At 37.6% G+C, this 16,697-nt stretch carries 19 protein-coding genes and 1 pseudogene; 13 read left to right on the top strand and 7 right to left on the bottom strand.

Annotated features, from left to right (window positions below; translation table 11 throughout):
- Nucleotides 1-180 precede the first annotated feature (180 nt).
- The 5 genes from ACOZBY_RS12850 to ACOZBY_RS12830 all read left to right on the top strand — a co-directional run bounded on the left by ACOZBY_RS12850 (nt 181) and on the right by ACOZBY_RS12830 (nt 3,968).
- On the top strand, nt 181-837 hold the full coding sequence (locus ACOZBY_RS12850; protein ID WP_416277789.1) for a hypothetical protein: 657 nt from the start codon (nt 181-183) through the stop codon (nt 835-837).
- A 596-nt stretch (nt 838-1,433) separates the two neighbouring features.
- Entirely contained in the window at nt 1,434-1,565 is a 132-nt protein-coding gene (locus ACOZBY_RS12845) for a hypothetical protein (protein WP_257216143.1), read from the top strand.
- A gap of 119 nt (nt 1,566-1,684) precedes the next feature.
- Complete coding sequence (locus ACOZBY_RS12840) at nt 1,685-1,837, top strand: hypothetical protein (RefSeq protein WP_196244418.1); 153 nt, start codon at nt 1,685-1,687, stop codon at nt 1,835-1,837.
- Nucleotides 1,838-2,032: 195 nt separating this feature from the next.
- A complete protein-coding gene (locus ACOZBY_RS12835; protein ID WP_012294058.1) occupies nt 2,033-3,211 on the top strand; it encodes an MFS transporter in 1,179 nt (392 codons plus the stop codon).
- Between the two features lie 97 nt (nt 3,212-3,308).
- Complete coding sequence (locus tag ACOZBY_RS12830; protein ID WP_036215718.1) at nt 3,309-3,968, top strand: MBL fold metallo-hydrolase; 660 nt, start codon at nt 3,309-3,311, stop codon at nt 3,966-3,968.
- A 38-nt stretch (nt 3,969-4,006) separates the two neighbouring features.
- On the opposite strand, the gene ACOZBY_RS12825 is transcribed toward ACOZBY_RS12830, so the two are convergent.
- Both ACOZBY_RS12825 and ACOZBY_RS12820 read right to left on the bottom strand, forming a co-directional pair.
- The gene (locus tag ACOZBY_RS12825; RefSeq protein ID WP_422762438.1) at nt 4,007-5,173 is read right to left on the bottom strand and encodes a Ger(x)C family spore germination protein; all 1,167 of its coding nucleotides are present in this window, start codon (nt 5,171-5,173) and stop codon (nt 4,007-4,009) included.
- Between the two features lie 140 nt (nt 5,174-5,313).
- Nucleotides 5,314-5,559, bottom strand: coding sequence for a YkuS family protein (locus ACOZBY_RS12820; RefSeq protein ID WP_012294061.1), 246 nt, complete (start codon nt 5,557-5,559; stop codon nt 5,314-5,316).
- Nucleotides 5,560-5,900: 341 nt separating this feature from the next.
- Here ACOZBY_RS12820 and ACOZBY_RS12815 point away from each other — a divergent pair, with 341 nt between their 5' ends.
- Nucleotides 5,901-6,092, top strand: a complete 192-nt coding sequence (locus tag ACOZBY_RS12815) for a hypothetical protein (RefSeq protein ID WP_012294062.1) — start codon at nt 5,901-5,903, stop codon at nt 6,090-6,092.
- Nucleotides 6,093-6,145: 53 nt separating this feature from the next.
- On the opposite strand, the gene ACOZBY_RS12810 is transcribed toward ACOZBY_RS12815, so the two are convergent.
- Nucleotides 6,146-6,721: a TIGR00730 family Rossman fold protein gene (locus tag ACOZBY_RS12810; RefSeq protein ID WP_031419819.1), complete on the bottom strand. Its 576-nt coding sequence runs from the start codon at nt 6,719-6,721 to the stop codon at nt 6,146-6,148.
- Nucleotides 6,722-6,801: 80 nt separating this feature from the next.
- Between ACOZBY_RS12810 and ACOZBY_RS12805 the strand changes: the two genes are divergently transcribed.
- Both ACOZBY_RS12805 and ACOZBY_RS12800 read left to right on the top strand, forming a co-directional pair.
- Nucleotides 6,802-7,119 carry a MazG nucleotide pyrophosphohydrolase domain-containing protein gene (locus ACOZBY_RS12805; protein WP_422762437.1) on the top strand — a complete coding sequence of 106 codons (318 nt, stop codon included), beginning with the start codon at nt 6,802-6,804 and terminating at the stop codon, nt 7,117-7,119.
- Nucleotides 7,120-7,194: 75 nt separating this feature from the next.
- A pseudogene (locus ACOZBY_RS12800) lies at nt 7,195-7,593 on the top strand (GNAT family N-acetyltransferase); the annotation flags it as partial.
- A gap of 16 nt (nt 7,594-7,609) precedes the next feature.
- Here the strand turns inward: ACOZBY_RS12800 and ACOZBY_RS12795 are convergent.
- Nucleotides 7,610-8,062 carry an NUDIX domain-containing protein gene (locus ACOZBY_RS12795; protein ID WP_012294066.1) on the bottom strand — a complete coding sequence of 151 codons (453 nt, stop codon included), beginning with the start codon at nt 8,060-8,062 and terminating at the stop codon, nt 7,610-7,612.
- 96 nt (nt 8,063-8,158) lie between these two features.
- On the opposite strand from ACOZBY_RS12795, the gene ACOZBY_RS12790 reads away from it, so the two are divergent.
- The gene (locus tag ACOZBY_RS12790; protein ID WP_012294067.1) at nt 8,159-8,656 is read left to right on the top strand and encodes a hypothetical protein; all 498 of its coding nucleotides are present in this window, start codon (nt 8,159-8,161) and stop codon (nt 8,654-8,656) included.
- A gap of 68 nt (nt 8,657-8,724) precedes the next feature.
- On the opposite strand, the gene ACOZBY_RS12785 is transcribed toward ACOZBY_RS12790, so the two are convergent.
- Entirely contained in the window at nt 8,725-9,897 is a 1,173-nt protein-coding gene (locus tag ACOZBY_RS12785; protein WP_031419824.1) for a multidrug effflux MFS transporter, read from the bottom strand.
- Nucleotides 9,898-10,259: 362 nt separating this feature from the next.
- Between ACOZBY_RS12785 and ACOZBY_RS12780 the strand changes: the two genes are divergently transcribed.
- Both ACOZBY_RS12780 and ACOZBY_RS12775 read left to right on the top strand, forming a co-directional pair.
- The gene (locus ACOZBY_RS12780; RefSeq protein WP_031419825.1) at nt 10,260-10,802 is read left to right on the top strand and encodes a GNAT family N-acetyltransferase; all 543 of its coding nucleotides are present in this window, start codon (nt 10,260-10,262) and stop codon (nt 10,800-10,802) included.
- A gap of 220 nt (nt 10,803-11,022) precedes the next feature.
- Nucleotides 11,023-11,553 (top strand): hypothetical protein, encoded by a 531-nt coding sequence (locus tag ACOZBY_RS12775; protein WP_031419826.1) that lies wholly within the window; start codon nt 11,023-11,025, stop codon nt 11,551-11,553.
- Between the two features lie 81 nt (nt 11,554-11,634).
- Here ACOZBY_RS12775 and ACOZBY_RS12770 read toward each other — a convergent pair whose 3' ends face one another.
- Nucleotides 11,635-12,030, bottom strand: coding sequence for a hypothetical protein (locus ACOZBY_RS12770; RefSeq protein WP_012294071.1), 396 nt, complete (start codon nt 12,028-12,030; stop codon nt 11,635-11,637).
- 189 nt (nt 12,031-12,219) lie between these two features.
- On the opposite strand from ACOZBY_RS12770, the gene nagZ reads away from it, so the two are divergent.
- Together nagZ and ACOZBY_RS12760 are read left to right on the top strand one after the other, a co-directional pair.
- Nucleotides 12,220-13,920 carry a beta-N-acetylhexosaminidase gene (gene nagZ, locus ACOZBY_RS12765; RefSeq protein ID WP_099805228.1) on the top strand — a complete coding sequence of 567 codons (1,701 nt, stop codon included), beginning with the start codon at nt 12,220-12,222 and terminating at the stop codon, nt 13,918-13,920.
- Between the two features lie 274 nt (nt 13,921-14,194).
- Nucleotides 14,195-14,380, top strand: coding sequence for a hypothetical protein (locus tag ACOZBY_RS12760; RefSeq protein WP_036166283.1), 186 nt, complete (start codon nt 14,195-14,197; stop codon nt 14,378-14,380).
- A gap of 68 nt (nt 14,381-14,448) precedes the next feature.
- Here ACOZBY_RS12760 and ACOZBY_RS12755 read toward each other — a convergent pair whose 3' ends face one another.
- Nucleotides 14,449-16,626: a DNA topoisomerase III gene (locus ACOZBY_RS12755; protein WP_099805227.1), complete on the bottom strand. Its 2,178-nt coding sequence runs from the start codon at nt 16,624-16,626 to the stop codon at nt 14,449-14,451.
- Between the last annotated feature and the right edge of the window lie 71 nt (nt 16,627-16,697).

The following is a 16,697-nucleotide window of genomic DNA, read 5'->3' as shown; positions in this document are numbered from 1 at the left end:
TTTATGAAAGTTATAGTTAACTATCAAGGTGATATTTTTTCCAACGAGCCTGTAGACCTTGTGGATTTTGAACAAACACAAGAAAAATGGCATTGTCGTGGATGCAATTTTAGAGAATTATGTGCGCAAAAGTAGAAATGGAGAATCGCCTATTTTCATTTGTACAAGAGGAGGGGGAAAATGATAAGAAATAAAAAGGCGCTTGTTACTGCCATTATCCTTTTAGGAATTTGTATGTGTTTATTTTTCCCATTTCCTAATTATCAAATGCTGAATGCTCGAATTTCTTTTATGTCGTTTCCTATCCTCAAAGATGAGGGCTATGTGTTGCTTGGTATACTTGGTTCAGTTCTCTTTATCCTTGCTGTGATTTTATTGGTCAAAGGTATAAAAAAATTCCATCTGCTTTCGATTGGTGTAGTGCTAATCACCTTTACCTTTTTCCCTTTACTTCTGATAACCATCTATCAAGAGACTTTCGCTAGCGGCATCATGGCGATTTCCTATACAGAGAATGGCGAATGCCAATTTGATGTAGTTAGCCAACATATATTACAGGGGGAATGTCATCTTGAATTACAAAATCGAAGTAATGAAGCGGTGTCATTTGAGCTAGAGTTTTTAGATGATCATTTAACGGAAAAAGGACAGCGTATGGAGTCGCTCATGAATGTAGCTGGTCCTTACTTTATGACGATTGAGCCTAACCGTAAAAAGTCCATTCATATAAAGGAATTCCTTGATGTATCTGAAGTGCCAAACCATTTTATTCAAGGTGGAGGTTCGTCGTATATACATGTTAAAATTATCGACGGGAAGACTGCACGAATTTTATAAAAAAGTGTTGTTAAAACAGTTGAAGTGTAGGTAGTAGCTTAGGAGTTGCATGTGCAGCTCTTTTTTATTTAACTTCTGAGCGGTTTAGTTGAATAAGAAATGAAATGATTTATGTTAAAATAATGGAAGAAAAAACCATAAGGGGTGAGGTAATGGTGTTTAGAAAATATTTGAGTATGATTTCATTGTTATTATTTTCTTTGTTCATTCTTTTTGCTTTTATTACCCCCATTGTAGTGAATGGAACCTCTGAAATTGGGGACATTGTGGTCATCTCCTTAATATTAGCGTCATTTCTAGCCGCTCTTTTTAGCCAAAAAGGGAAGTTGAAAATAGTGGCTTTAATTGTTTCCTTGATGCCAGTCCTTTTACTAGTAGGATACCTTTTACTTCCTAGTAGATTGATTAGTAACTTGTGTAAATCAGGCTGCCCTTTTTTATTTAAATAAAAGAACTAGGGATAAAGTTGTCTATATTTTTTTGAGTATGACTCTCTTTTGAAAGGAAATGGCTAGTATAAAAACGAGTTATGAATCATATATAAGAAAAGTAGGCAATAGTATGTACATTTTTAAAAATCATAAGGGGGGATGAATATGGCTAAACAACTAACCATGTTTGAACTTTTGATAACTCCTATGAAAAAAAATCCAGATGATCGTATGAAAAGTGTTGAAAAGCAAAACGTAGTGGCTCCACGTAAGGTGGGGTATATTGTGCACAGATAAGTTCCTAGGTTGTACGAAGTGGCGCTAAATGATTGTGATGGTGGAAAACTGAATTTGCATTTTTAATTATTTTGTATTAGATTATAATGTATTGATATTTCGAAAGGAGGCAAAAAGTGATGGATACTATTTTTAGAATGGCTGCAATGGAAGTAAAGACATTTTTACAATTAGCTGATGTCCATTCAACGGGACCAGTCTGTCTTTTTTTAGCGAAACTTCATATAGAATTCAGCAACCGGAAGCTTTTTGCCCTTGTATTTAATAGATAAAGTTTTTTTAAAATACTCTATGCATTTCCTGACGCCGGTTTTCTGGCGTCTTTTTGCGTTTTTTAAAAAAATAATTGACCAAAAAATTTTTGAAAGGGTGAGACTATTGCTGAAAAAGTTAAGGCAATTTAGGAATGTTTCAGTGTGCCAAGCGCTTCTAATTTAAAAGATTAATTAGAAGCGAGGAATTTTAAAATGAAAAAACAAACTATTTTTACTTCAGCATTTCTTTTATTATTTATGAGTAACTTTTTAACTTTTATAGGATTTGAAATGTTACTACCTATTCTACCTGCCTATTTGATGAGCTTACATGCTTCTCCCTTTCAGGTAGGGTTAGTGACTACAGTATTTACAATAGGCGCTATTATCATTCGACCTTTTGTAGGCTATTATTTAGTCGATAACAATAGAAAAGGTTTAGCTATGGGGGCAGGCATAACGCTAATGATTATTACAATCATTTATCCCTTTATGAACACGATTTGGCTCATTCTACTGTTACGGTTTTTCCATGGAGCCACATGGGGAGTGTCGACTACTGCAAATAGTACAATGGCGGTGGATTTAATTCCTAAAACTAGATTAGGTGAAGGGATAGGCTATTTTTCTATTTCGACAACCGTAGGAGCTATTATTGCCCCTAGCTTAGGCATTCTAATCTATCATTCTTTTTCTTTCAGTATATTAATCTATTCTTCTTGCATGCTTTGCCTTTTGGCAGTGATAGCACTTCAATTTGTTTATTCGGCTGAACCGGTTAAGCATGAGAAACAGCCATTTCAATTTATGGAAGCAATTTTTGAGAAAGAAGTATGGTTTCAAGCATTATTGACTGTTATGACGACGCTTGGCTTTGGTGCAATTATTACCTTCCTAGTGCTATACGGCGAACAAAGAGGATTAGATCATATTTTTTTATTTTTCCTTATCAATGCAATTGTTTCCACCTTACTACGTCCCTTTACAGGAAAATGGTTTGATAAAACGGGGCCATGGTCTATTATCATTGTGTCAGCAGTAGTAGGGTTTTTATCATTGATGGTGTTGTCTTACGCGACTAATAGTTGGTTGCTTATTATCGCAGCCATCCTGTTCGGAGCAGGCTATGGAACAGTTATGCCTTGTTTACAAACATGGACTGTTCAAAAAGTCAGTGAGGCAAAAAGTGGTGCGGCTAATGCAACATTTCTTTCTAGTTTTGATAGTGGAGTTGGCATTAGTGCCTTTCTATTAGGGCTTTTAGCTGAATGGATGAGTGTAGAGATGATTTTCCGTCTTGTTAGTCTAAGCTTTCTACTTGTTGCTCTGTTCGTTTATATAGATGCTAAGAGAACGAGAAAAAATAATCACATACAGACTACAAAATTTTAAAGTCCATGACGGGGTTGGCAGGAAATTTTAGTCTGAAAGCAGAAACTAAATAGAGGATCACATTATCTCTTCATGTTTGGCAAAGGGGGCGAATGCTATAGAAATATCGAAAGGCGTAAAGGTACTGGAACTGAATTATCAAGGATTCATGATTCATCCTACGCTTTTGTGGGATCAAGATATGGCTGTTTTAATAGACGCAGGTTTTCCTGGACAAATGGAAGAATTGCGAGAGGCTATGGCACAGGTTGGTGTTTCATTGAACCAGCTAAGGGCGGTCATTCTCACGCATCAGGATGTGGATCATATTGGTTGCCTGCCGGATTTAATAGATACATGTGCACAGGAAATACGAATATACGCGCATGCACTAGAGCAACCTTATATTCAAGGGGAACTACCCTTATTAAAAGATGCACATTTAGAGAATCCTCCTAAGGGGCGAGTGGATAAGACTTTAAGTGATGGTGAGGAACTGCCGTTTTGTGGAGGTATTCAAATCATCCATACACCTGGGCATACGCCGGGACATATTAGCCTTTATTTGACACAAAGCAAAACGTTAATTGCCGGAGACTCGCTATACAGTGTTGATGGCAATATTGTGGGTATCCATGAGCCATCCGTATTAGATTTGGCGGAAGCTCAGGAGTCTTTAAAAAAATACCTAGACCTCGAAATTGAGACGGTTGTTTGCTATCACGGGGGCATAAGTAGAGGAGCGGTCCTTGATCAGCTTCATCAAGTGCTATCATAAACAAGAGACCACTCCAATTATTGGGTGGTCTCTTATTGTTATTCGGTAAGAGTTTCTTCAAACGATTTTCGCCCTGGGCTTACTTTGTTGATATGAATATCGATTTTACTGATGGATTCCTTGGTTAAAGGGATTTTGCCATCCTTCTGTATTTTTTTCCATACCTTCACATTGTCACGATAGAGATATTCTGACAAACGAAAGACGTCTGTATCCAATTTTAAGCCTTCCTCAAAAGTAGCTATAATTTCCTTTTTGACTTCTTTCTCCACCTTTTTCCTGACCTGACTCGGTGTCACTTTCCCTTTAAAGCCATTCAAAATAGTATTAAATTTTAAATACACTTCAAATTTCACTTGATTGTTTCGCACAATCGGTTTGACCTTGACATCTAATTTTTTAATATCAACAGTTAAGTAGTCCCGCTCCTCGCTATTGTCTAATTTTACCGTAATTTCCCCTTGCTTCGTTGCATCATTCATCCATTCAATTCCTCGAGCTGTATTGCCTTTAATAAAGCCTTTGAAACCGTTCTTTGAAAGAATGCCAACACCTGCAAAAGCGGTTTCAGTTTGGGATTCCTTTTCCGTTTCCCAGTTTTGATTGATAGAAATGAATGGGACTTTCATTTCATGATTCGGCTCATTCAAGCCAATAACTAGCTGTCTCAAGTTAACAGGCTCTATAAACGACTCTTGTTTCGAAGTATTTTTGGGATTACTCAATTTGGTAGCAGTCGGCGATTTTTCAAGAATAGGGGCTACTAATAATACTTCATCGATTGGGTCTTGTGTACAATAGACCCAAATATGATATCTTGTTTCTCGAAAGCGTAAAAAAGTGTCGATTATGGGAATGGCATGTTCACTTTCCATTGCTTTTTCCGAGAAAAGGAGAAAGGTCATATGTCCCCAAAAAACTTCTTGGTCCATTGAACGATACAATTTATAAATGGCTTCTTCGATAGTTTTTCCTGTAGCTTTACCGACTTCAGTTGGTGCCGCTTGTGGGTTCGATTGTTCAGTTTTTGCTACGTTGGCGAAGTTCATAAGTTGGATGTACGCTATATATTCATTATCCTTATAATCAACACCAACACCTTGCACATAATACATCCGTTGGGGTTCTGTTACATCCCAACAGCCTGACATGAGTAGTGTGGTCGTAAGCATTAAAATAACAAGCAGTATATTTTTTTGGCTCATATGTCTCCCTACTTTTTAAAGTTCCTATTATTTATTTTGTACAACTAATAGGTGTATTATAAGTAGAGATTATAAGTATGTAAGGAAAAAACCAAATAAGAAAGTGCTGCTCGCAATGTTTACGCGACAGCACTTCATCATTAATGGAAATATTTTTCGACACGCTGAACGACATCGTTAGCTGAAAGCCCATTCGCATCAATGACAGGACCCTTTATAATTGGATCACTAATCCCCATGACGTCACGGTCCTGACCAGTAATGATGCAGGCATCACATTTTTTAGCATCCTCTTCATTTCGAAGCTGGATGACTTCATAGCCTTTCGCTTTTAAAGCATCTTCAATATTGGATAAAGACTCTTCAACACCAATAATTCTAGACATAATTTGTCCACCTCCTATAAGTAATGTGCCATTACATGTAGCGCATTATTCATATTATTTTTTTGAACGTGGATCATGACTGTGAAAGTGACAAACTATGATGATGAGAAATCTTCTCTTCATTATGGTTGCTAATGGTTTGTCTGTTAAAAATTCATTATCTTTCAGATTATGCTTGGCTGGAAATGCAAATTCTGATTGAGCCTACACAACTTTTTTTAAAAGTACAAACTAAAGGATACATGGTACTTCCTCCTGTTACATGAAATATCTTTATCATCCCCCTATACTGAGGAATATAGTTACTACATAGTGAACATACATACAAAGGTGGTGAACAGATGGGCATTGCAGAAGTATTGACTATTGTTTTTGTCCTATTAAAGGTAACGGATATTATTACTTGGTCATGGTGGCTTGTTTTATTACCGACCATACTATCATTTAGTGTATATGTAATCATCATGGTGGTGAAGCTCATTATGGTATTGGTAGCTGTATTCGTGGTGAAAAAGCGAGATGCGACGAGATAAAAAAAGGGTGGTAAGCATAGTCGAATAAAAGGATGACTACCCTTACCACCTGATTATTTGCTTAGCTCGTAGGTTTTTATAGCGGGAGGAACAAAATTTTGACATTGATCTAAAAGCGCTGTAGCTTCTGCCTCAACAATTAGGGCTTCCCGATATTGGGCCTTTAAAAATTGTTCCTGTTGCATATGATCAAAAAATGAGATTAATAAATCGAAATACTGTTCAATATTGAAAATGGCGCAAGGTTTTTGAATGAGGCCGATTTGATTCCAAGTAAACACTTCAAAAAATTCCTCTAGTGTACCAGGACCACCAGGCAGGGCGATAAAGCCATCTGCTAGTTCCATCATTTTACTTTTGCGTTCATGCATGGTGTTGACAACAATCAGCTCTGTTAACTGCTGATGAGCAATTTCACGCTCCTCTAACAAGGTAGGAATCACACCAATAACCTTTCCACCTTCCTGTAGCACGGTATTGGCCACTGTTGCCATAATGCCGACGCTTGCCCCACCATAAATAAGGGTAATTTGACGTTTGGCTAACTCTTTCCCTAGCTGAATTGCACCTTCACGATAGGCGTCTAAAGCGCCGATACTAGATCCGCAAAATACTGCGATACTTTTCATTGTTGACTCCTCCATATCTGATGAGATTCTTTTATAGTATAATTTAATTTGAATAGGAAAGAAATGGAGGGGGAACGAAAATGGAGTTAAATGAGTTTCAACATTGGGTAAAGGACTACTATGAAAGCCGCGGGTGGTCAGAGCTTAACATATTTACACGAATTGGCTTTTTAGCTGAAGAAACTGGTGAGGTAGCTAGAGCAATACGAGCATTAGAAATTGGCCGAGATCGACCAGATGAAATTCCACCAACCTATGAGGAAAATAAGCAAGAGCTCATTGAGGAGCTAGGCGATGTAATAGGGAATATTATTGTCATTGCCAATCAATATGATATACCACTTGAGGAAATTTTTGTCGCGCATCAGGATAAACTATTGAAACGTTATCAGGATTAGGAGGAACTTCATATCGATACGCATATTTCTATTTTATAAGAACCGTATGATGATTTTACGAATTTTTCACATGATAAAATTCGTAGCTTTAATAACGAGCATTCTCCATATCATCTGGAAAGTAGACAGAAGGGAGCGGTTCGTCCTCTCCATTTGATCGTAACGGATCAACAACAGCAATGGGTCGGTGGTTTGACCGCTGAAGTTTATTGGGGATGGCTGGAAATACATAAATGTTGGTTTCAAGAAGCGTATCGGGGAAAAGGCTTGGGCAGTAAGCTGCTAGCACAGGTAGAAATAGCCGCACAGGAAATGGGTGCTAAGAAGGCTTTGCTTACAACCTATTCGTTCCAAGCTCGTACGTTTTATGAGGAAAGAGGGTATCAAGTAGTGGGGGAAATAAAAGATTATCCGCCTGGCAGTAGCTACTATACAATGGTCAAAACATTTAATGCTGAAGAAGGCTGTCTCTAAAAATAGGCAGCCTTTTCTAATTGATGTCACCTAAATAAATAGTGGTTTGTAGCCCTTGCTCATATCGCTGAAGCTGTGGAATTAATAATTTGGGATATAGTGGGAACTCGTGGAGCCTTGCCACTGAGACCCATTCTGTCCCAATTTGGTGACTATCTGGATTAGTGGGTTGGGGCAATTGCTCATGGAGCTGACATAGAAAATAATATTCTACTTGATGAACATCCGCGTCAAAGGCAGCATGCTCATGATTTTTCCCAATATATTCGCGGATAAAAAGAAGCTCTCCAATATGCACAGATGCGCCTATTTCTTCAAGGCATTCTCGTTGGAGAGTCGCATGAAATGTTTCACCATGCTCTTGTCCACCTCCAGGACAAAGATAAAAATGTTCCTCCGAAATTTTATTTTTGATCAGCAAGATTTCACCATCAACGAGGATGATGGCTTTGACAGAATTTCTTATCATAGGAACCTCCCTAGCTTGGTTAATTTTTTATGTCTATGACTAAAACGTTCCATGAATGTCTACCTTAATAAAAAGGGGAGATGAAGCGTGTATTCAATGTCCAATTTTAAAATACTTGTTGAAAAACAGACTGAGATTGATACAATTTATCAAAATTGTGATGATTTAATCCAATCAACGGTCACGCCAAAACTAGATGCTGAGGTTGATCAGTTTTTACAGCTCGTTGAACAACATTTAACAGAGCAAGGCTTTAACATTACGAAAACTTCTACAGGCCTCATCGCCCATTTTCAAAAGGCGGTCATTAATATCGATAAACATTCTAAGCATCTGGAACAATGCTTTTTTATTAATTTAAATAGCTACGCAGAGGATCAGGTATCAATTGTGTTAGATATCTCACCTATTATGCTACCTAAAATCTCGAATCAGCTTGACGGCTATACGGATATTATTGAGCAAATGACAGATAAGTTAAAGCAAGCCAAAAGTCTTGAGAAAGCCTGTATGAATCCAAAATTCCTTTATAAGACTCAAAGCAATAAGGTGTTTCAATCCGCACAAGAAGTTGTGGATCACTATTTTCAATAAAAAAGAAGCCACCCTGTAAAACAGGGTGGCATTTTTGTTTTAGTAGATAAGATGCCCGCTAACATCCATTATCGAATATATTTTTTTGCACTTAACCACATCATGGTCGTTAATCCCAAGAAATAAAGTGGCATCGTCAGCAAGGATTCATTGTGAAGCAAACTCATACCATATGTGATCACACTGACAAGCAAGTAATAGCCGAGACTAAAGATGGCGCCTGCTGTTCCAATGACGTCCTGAAAGTTTACTAATGCTAGACTTAAACAGTTAGGAAGAGCAATGCCCGAGCCTAACAGCAAGATAAAAACTGTACCCATAATGCCTATGGCTAGCATACTTGTAGGCAATGGCAAAGTACAGACAATTATTAAGAGGAAAGCCCCTATCAACATCACCGAACAACCTATATGAATAATTTGTTGAGGTAAACGTGTGGTGATAAGTCGCTTAGAAATCATAGCCCCTATAATCGAGGCCAATGCTACGATGATGCCAAGAAAACCATAGAGACCCGGCGTCATCTGAAAGTAATCAATGAAAATAAAAGGTGCCTCCGCATAATAGCTAAATAGCACACCGTTAATGCCCCCAATGACCAAACCGTAGACAAGAACGGTCGGGGAAGCGAAAATGCGTTTGACGACAGGCCAAATCGCTATTCTTTGCCTAGCAGTTGGTTGCGTCGTTTCAGGTAACCTAACAAAGGCATAGATGAACAACCATATACTCATGACCACTAGGACAAAAAATACTGCCCGGAAGCCAAGTGCTTGATCCACCCAGCCCCCAATCAATGGTCCTACCGCAGGAGTAAACGCAATGACTGCGGAAATTTGTGCAAACATTGCATGTCGTTTATGACCGGCTACACTTTCTCGCAAAATGGTTTGCGTAATAATAGAGCCAGTAGCAGCACCGAATGCTTGAATAAAACGACTTACAATGAGAAAGGAGATTGTGTCCGCAAAAAAACATAATGCGCTCCCGATTCCATAAAAAACTAAACCGCCTAACATGGCAGGTCTTCGGCCAATAATATCAGAAATCCATCCCCAGCTAAAAACACCGAATGCAAATCCAATAAAATAGATGCTTAAGGTTAATTGGACAGAACTATTGGATACACCAAGTGCATCTGCAATGTCCGGTAGAGATGGTGTATAAATGGTTTCACTAATTTGTGGGAACGCCACAAGAACAATCATTAACAATAAAGATGGTACAGCCTGTTTTTTCAACATATTGCCCTCCTACAAGCAAATTCTACTCTGTTAGTGACAAGTAGAAAGCGTAGCTAGGGAACCGGCGGGACCATTATTAGAATACGTTCATAAGATAGCATGTTGAAATCACCTTTATATGCTTAATGTAGGAGTGCATAGTCAGCTTTCTATTATAAGCTATTTTATAAATTTTTTATAGTAATATTTGTTATTTCTATTAAAATTTAAGAGAAATGACTTGTGCAAAAAATGGAAATTTCATAAGATGGAATAAATATATTTTTTGTAATAGGTGATAGTATGTATCGATCATGGTGTATGAGAAGTCGCCTTTATGCTTGAGATTAAAGATATAGAAGTGGGAAGGGGGAAGAAGGATGTTTCCAAAGTTAGAAACAGATCGACTAAAATTAAGAAAACTGACGCAGGCTGATGTACCTGCCATTTTTCATTGCCTTTCCAATGAGGAGGTAACACGCTATTATGGGCAGGAACCTTTTATTGAAAAACAGCAGGCTGAACAGTTAATCAAGCTTTTTGACAAAAACTATGAGGAAAAGAGAGGCATACGGTGGGGTATTGAGCGTAAAGAAACTGGAGAAGTCATGGGTACGATTGGTTATCATTTATGGTCTGCTCCACACAAACGAGCGGAAATCGGCTATGAAATCCATCCAGATTACTGGCGACAGGGATATATAAAAGAAGCCATTCAGCAAGTAATCGCCTATGGCTTTGAACACATGAATTTACAGCGGATTGGGGCTGTTGTGTATTTAGAAAATGAAGCATCCAATCAGTTACTGCTGAAGCTAGGTTTTCAGCAAGAGGGAATTCTAAGAGACTATATGGTGCAAAATGAAAAAGCATATGATACGTTTATCTATTCTTTATTAAAAAAAGAAGTAGCCACTAGGTAGATTGATTTGTTTACATAAATTGAATAACAATTCTTAACAATTAGGCGCAATTCTGCAACAAGAATTGTGCTTTTAATCATGACAAGAGCCGTATTCTGAGACTATATGTGAAAGATACCGTGAACAAATGTACGTAAGCGAACGGCAAAGGAAAAAGATTTGAATGTCGTTATTTTCATTAAATGTATAATGTGGTGCTTATTAATAAGGAGTGATACAATTGAAAATTTATCCTGATTGCCCTGTTATTGCTAAGTCAATAGAGGTTGGTGGACTAACGAAATGGCAGCTAATTCAAAAGTTACAAGAGCATTCTATCTCGATGAATCATTACGGAGAGAAATTATTATCTGATGATAAATTTATTACTTCTGAAAGAAAGTATAGCCTAAAAATTGTTGAACTTGCTGTTAGAAATCTTGGTTTTCCTGATGGAGCCACGATGCCTCGGCTTATTGAACAAGCAAACAAACTTGGCTTGGATTTATGTCCTCTTGAGGTCGGACCTTACGTAAGACTTGCATATTTAGACCAACCTGAAAGTAAATCAGGGAATCCTCAACAACAAAATCGAGCGCCTTCTGGGTCCATCACAATTGCCTCAGAAATCGTAAGTGATGAGGAGGATTTTCCTAAAGGATTTTACATTAGAAAAATAGATGGAGTACTTTGGCTACGTGGATATCTTGCTGACGACTTGCATGTTTGGAATCCTGATGATCTATTTATCTTTCGTAATCATTCAGAATAATTCAATGTTGGCAATTAAAAATCAAGATGAGGAAATAACAGAAATCCCCCTCACTGTTTTAATGATGAGGGGGGATGTTAATTATTTAACTAATGCTAGCAAAAACTGATCGCGATCCGATTCATCCTGCATTTTACTATCCACTAACATTGCACCTGATTGAACATTTGTCCTATCATTGTCAACAAGGAATTGCACATTGACCTTTGCAACCTTATTATTAACGGAGCAATCTCCTTTGAACTCGACTACATCCTGTCTTTTTTGTGTTTCAAAATAAACCCAATAGGGATTTTCGCAGGCAGCAGCAAAGCCATTTTCTAAAGTTTTTGTACTATTTTCATAAGTATAGTTTTTTACATATGTAATATATTCATTGTCAGTAATATCCTTTTGTGGACCATAGAAGTACCAAAATACCCCTAAAATGCCGATTGGTACAATCCACAATATATTCCTTTTACTCAATTTTCCCATACCTTGCCTCCCCCTTTATGAGAATATTTTAACATTTTCCTTCGTATTTTTGCTAGCTTACGATAATATTTTCTAAAGAGTGAATCGTTTCTGTTGATTTCACATGCTTTGTATTCATTCATTAGATATGATAACGTTAGCTGGTAGAATGATTTATGATTCTTAGGGTTGGATTGAGGAGGTTTTTTCATGCATAAAAGAAGACGTGGCTTGCTCCTATTTCTTGTGCTGGTTTTAATGGGTTTGCTCTTTTTTATCGGTATGAAGATGCGACCAGCCACACAAACGACTAGAAATTCGGAGTCACCCCCAGTCCAGGAGCATAGCGATTATGCAACTGAGGGCGGCGATACCGGAAATCTTGACGTAGTCATTCAGGATATTGTCAACCTAGCAGGAGAAGGAAAAGTACCTGATGTGCCATTTGTCGCAGGGGAGTCAGATAGCCGTACGGTTCATCAGCAATGGGGGGACCCTCAGCAAGTAACGGAGTCCGCTAATGGACAATACGAGGATTTTCTTCAACAAGAGATAACGATTGGCTTTCAAAGTACAAAAGCTTTCGATATCCGTTCATTTAAAGCAGATATAAGGAATATTCATTTAGCAGATATTAAAAATAAATTGGGCGAGCCTGATGAGGTCCGCTATTATCAGGACACAAAGACCAATCAAATTATTTTAGTGTATCAGGTTAACGACCACTATCAACTAAAGTGGATTTTGCCAAAGCCGACTGACGGTGATGCCAATCCTGCTGTTCATCACATCTCTGTCTATACAGCAATAACGGATGATATAGCAGAGACAATCAACCAGATGACATTGGATGAAAAGCTGGGTCAAATGATGTTTGCCGGTGTTTCGGGCACATCACTTCAGCAAGAGACAACGAGTTTAATTCGTGATTACAAGGTTGGAGGATTGATTCTTTATGCCAATAATCTTGAAACACCACAGCAAACAGTCTCACTGATGAATGATCTAATGGCAGCGAACGGGACTAATCGACTACCATTATTTTTGGGAACTGACCAAGAAGGGGGCAAAGTAGTCAGATTACCAGGGCCGTTAAAAAATTTCCCAACGAACCAAAAGATTGGGCAAATCAATCAATCACAATTCTCCTATGAGATTGGTCAATTATTAGGGGAACAATTAAAGGCATTTGGCTTCAATCTAGACTTCGCCCCTGTAATGGATGTGAACAGCAATCCGAACAACCCGATTATTGGTGATCGTTCGTTCTCTAATAAGCCTGATATCGTTAGTCAATTAGGAATTCAGACTATGCAGGGGTTAGAAAGTCAGCAGGTAATTCCAGTCATTAAGCATTTCCCTGGTCATGGTGATACATCAGTAGATTCTCACTTAGAGCTACCCAAAGTGTCGAAAAGTCTAGACGATTTAACTAAGCTAGAACTTATTCCATTTAAAGCGGCGATTGATAAAGGCGTTGATGTGGTTATGGTCGGTCATATTTTATTACCTAAAATCGATCAACAATACCCTTCATCGATGTCAAAGGAAATTATTACTGGGATTTTAAGAAATCAGCTTGGCTTTGATGGGGTTGTAATGACTGACGATATGACGATGAAGGCCATTACGAATCATTTTAATATTGGGCAAGCTGCTGTAGATTCTGTGAAGGCGGGTAATGATATTATTTTAATTGCCCATGAATTCGCCAATGTCACAGCGGCCATAGATGCATTGAAGGCAGCCGTAAAGAACGGGGAAATCACAGAGCAGCAAATTAATGACAGTGTCCGTAGAATCATTCAGCTGAAAGAAAAATATCAGCTTGTGAATCAGCCAGTATCAGCAGTTGATCTTAATAAGCTCAATGCACATATGGACCAAGTATTAAATACGTATTTGAAATAAGAGGGAAAGGGACATACATATCGATATGTATGTTCTTTTTTTGAAGGGTAGAAGAGGATGAGCGCATGGATCAGGTATTTACATTAGCTAGTCAATTGACGAACCACACCTTGATAGTGTAACTATTAAGGTGTTTTTAGTTTGGTGGCGGATAGAAGTGTTTATAACTTAATGAATATGTAAGGAATGAGTAAGAAAAAAGTGATGACTGATAGATACAATGAAACTAGATTAAAACAAATAGTTTGATGAGAAGATAAGGAGGCAATAGGAAATGGGCATGATGATTGGGATTATTACAGGTGCAATAATAGGGGGTGTTTTATTAATCATCAGCTTCATTTTATTTTGGATAGGCAAGAGAAAACAGGAAGAAAACCGATATGCGCTATGGATGATGCTTGCAGGTTTATTAGCGCTAATAACCTCTGGAAGCAATGCTTTAACATATTTCTTTTGAGGTAGTGGGAAAGAAAGGGCGATATAAATATATCGCCCTTTGAAGTGCCTTCCCGCCTAAATGCTCTATTATTGAGGAAATTTAAAATGTACCCTATGTTCTTGTTTATCCCAAATAAGATGCGCATTGAAGGTTTTTTGTCCCTTCTTAAACCCTTTTATCATGTCTGTTTCACCAGTGGCTAGTAGCTTTCTTACATTCGTCTGTGAAATGGTTTTACTAAGAATTTTCTTGGACACAGAAAATTTACAGTTTGCAGCTTTATAGTTTGAACAACCGTAAAAAGTTCCATGATCTATAATAGAGCCATTACAAAGAATACATTTTCCGACAACGGTTTTTTCTTTTTTATATTTCTTTTGATAAGGATTATTGGCACTGATTTTTTCGACTTCCTTTTGATCGAATGTCCATGCTTTTTCGCGTTCATGTGCATCGGTAATCAATTTGTAGGTAAGCTTTTTTACTTGCTCCATAAATGCTTGAGGAGAAGCATGTCCTTCACCAATTTCAGCTAGTCGCTGCTCCCATTTTGCCGTCATGGAGGGTGATGTTAATAGGCTGTTTTCACCGAGCGCTTCAATTAATAGCATACCTTTAGACGTAGCAAATACTTGATTTTTCTTTATTTCAATGTACTGTCGATCTTTGAGTGTACCAATAATACCCGCTCGTGTTGCTTCAGTCCCTAAACCTTCTGTTTTAGACAAAACCTTTTCTAATTCCGCATCATCAAGATGTTTACCAGCTGTTTTCATCAATGTAATTAAATGACCTTCTGAATATCTATTAGGTGGCTGTGTTGCCCCTTGTTTAACGCTAGCTTGAGCCACAGTTCCTAGCTCATTTTCATGAAGCAGGGGAAGCATTTCTTCCTCTTCTTGAGATGAACTATCTTTAGCTGGATAAATGACTTTACGCCAGCCCTCCTCGATTTGCTCCTTCCCCTTCGATATGAACTCTGCTCGTTTATCGACAAGCGAATGAATGGTGGTGTAAGCAAAAATGGCATGGTTATAATGTGCTGCAATGACTTGTCTAGCTACTAAATCGTAAATCTTCTCTTCTTCCATGCTTAGCTTACTAAGATTAGGCATCTGTTCTGTCACAATGATTGCATGGTGGTCCGTAACCTTTTTCTCATTTACATATCTTTTGTTATGCATAATGGAGTTTATTGGGGGAGGCAGAAGGTTTTTATATTTATCCATTTTGCTCAAATTGTTTAATATAGTTGGTAGTGTTTTGGCTTCTTCGCTTGTTAAAAACTGTGAATCAGATCTTGGGTATGAAACTAAACCTTTTACATAAAGCTTTTGTAAAATATCAAGAGTTTTTTGTGGTGAAAACTTATAAGCCTTATTTGCTGTAGCCTGTAACCCTGACAAATTAAATAAAAGAGGCGGTGCGTATTCCTTTGTCTCTTTAATTATTTTTGTGATGTCTACATTTTTATGTAGACAGAAATTAGCGATGGCTATCGCTTGTTTTTCTTCCAATACTCTTGACATATTATTTTTGTGCCATTTTGCTTTTAGCATCTTACCTGCAAAATGAAAGACTGCTTCGACTTCCCAAAAAGGCTCTGATTTAAAATTCGCGATTTCATGTTCTCTATGAACAATTAATGCAAGGGTTGGGGTTTGTACTCTGCCAATTGAAAAGACATCTTTGACACCGTTTTTCTTAAGTAGGACCGTATATAATCTCGACGTATTAATACCAATTAGCCAATCTGCACAGGAACGACTTAAAGCTTCGTAATAAATATCCTTCGTTTGTGCTTCAGGTAGTAAATTAGAGAAGCCATTTTTTACCGAGTTTTCGGTTAAGGATGATATCCATAATCGCTTCATCGGTTTGTTTACACCGCATACCCTTAAAATGGTACGAATAATTAATTCCCCTTCACGACCCGCATCTCCACCGATAATAATTTCCTGAATGTCTGCTCTTTTAACTAGATTTTTGATGATAGTAAATTGTTTATACTTAGATTTAGAGACTTTATATTCAAATCGATCGGGGATAATGGGTAATGTTTCCAACTTCCACTTTTTCCATGTAGAATCATATTCTTCGGGTGTTTTTAATTCACATAGATGCCCAATTGCCCATGTGATAATTGCTCCATTTGGGAAATATGAGTTGGCTTTGACTTCAAAATATCCTGTCTTTTTAGTAAAAGAAAAGGGAGCAGCTAACTTGGCAGCTTGGTCTGGTTTTTCTGCAATTACTATTTTCATCTATCATTCTCCTGTTAATAATCATTCCAGCTCTTGTCATATCATTATAAATTAATATTCAGTATAACTGT

Origin of the sequence: Lysinibacillus sp. NPDC056220, from assembly GCF_049315265.1 — a bacterium.
Classification (GTDB): domain Bacteria; phylum Bacillota; class Bacilli; order Bacillales_A; family Planococcaceae; genus Lysinibacillus; species Lysinibacillus pinottii.
This window is presented reverse-complemented; position numbering and strand designations above follow the sequence as displayed.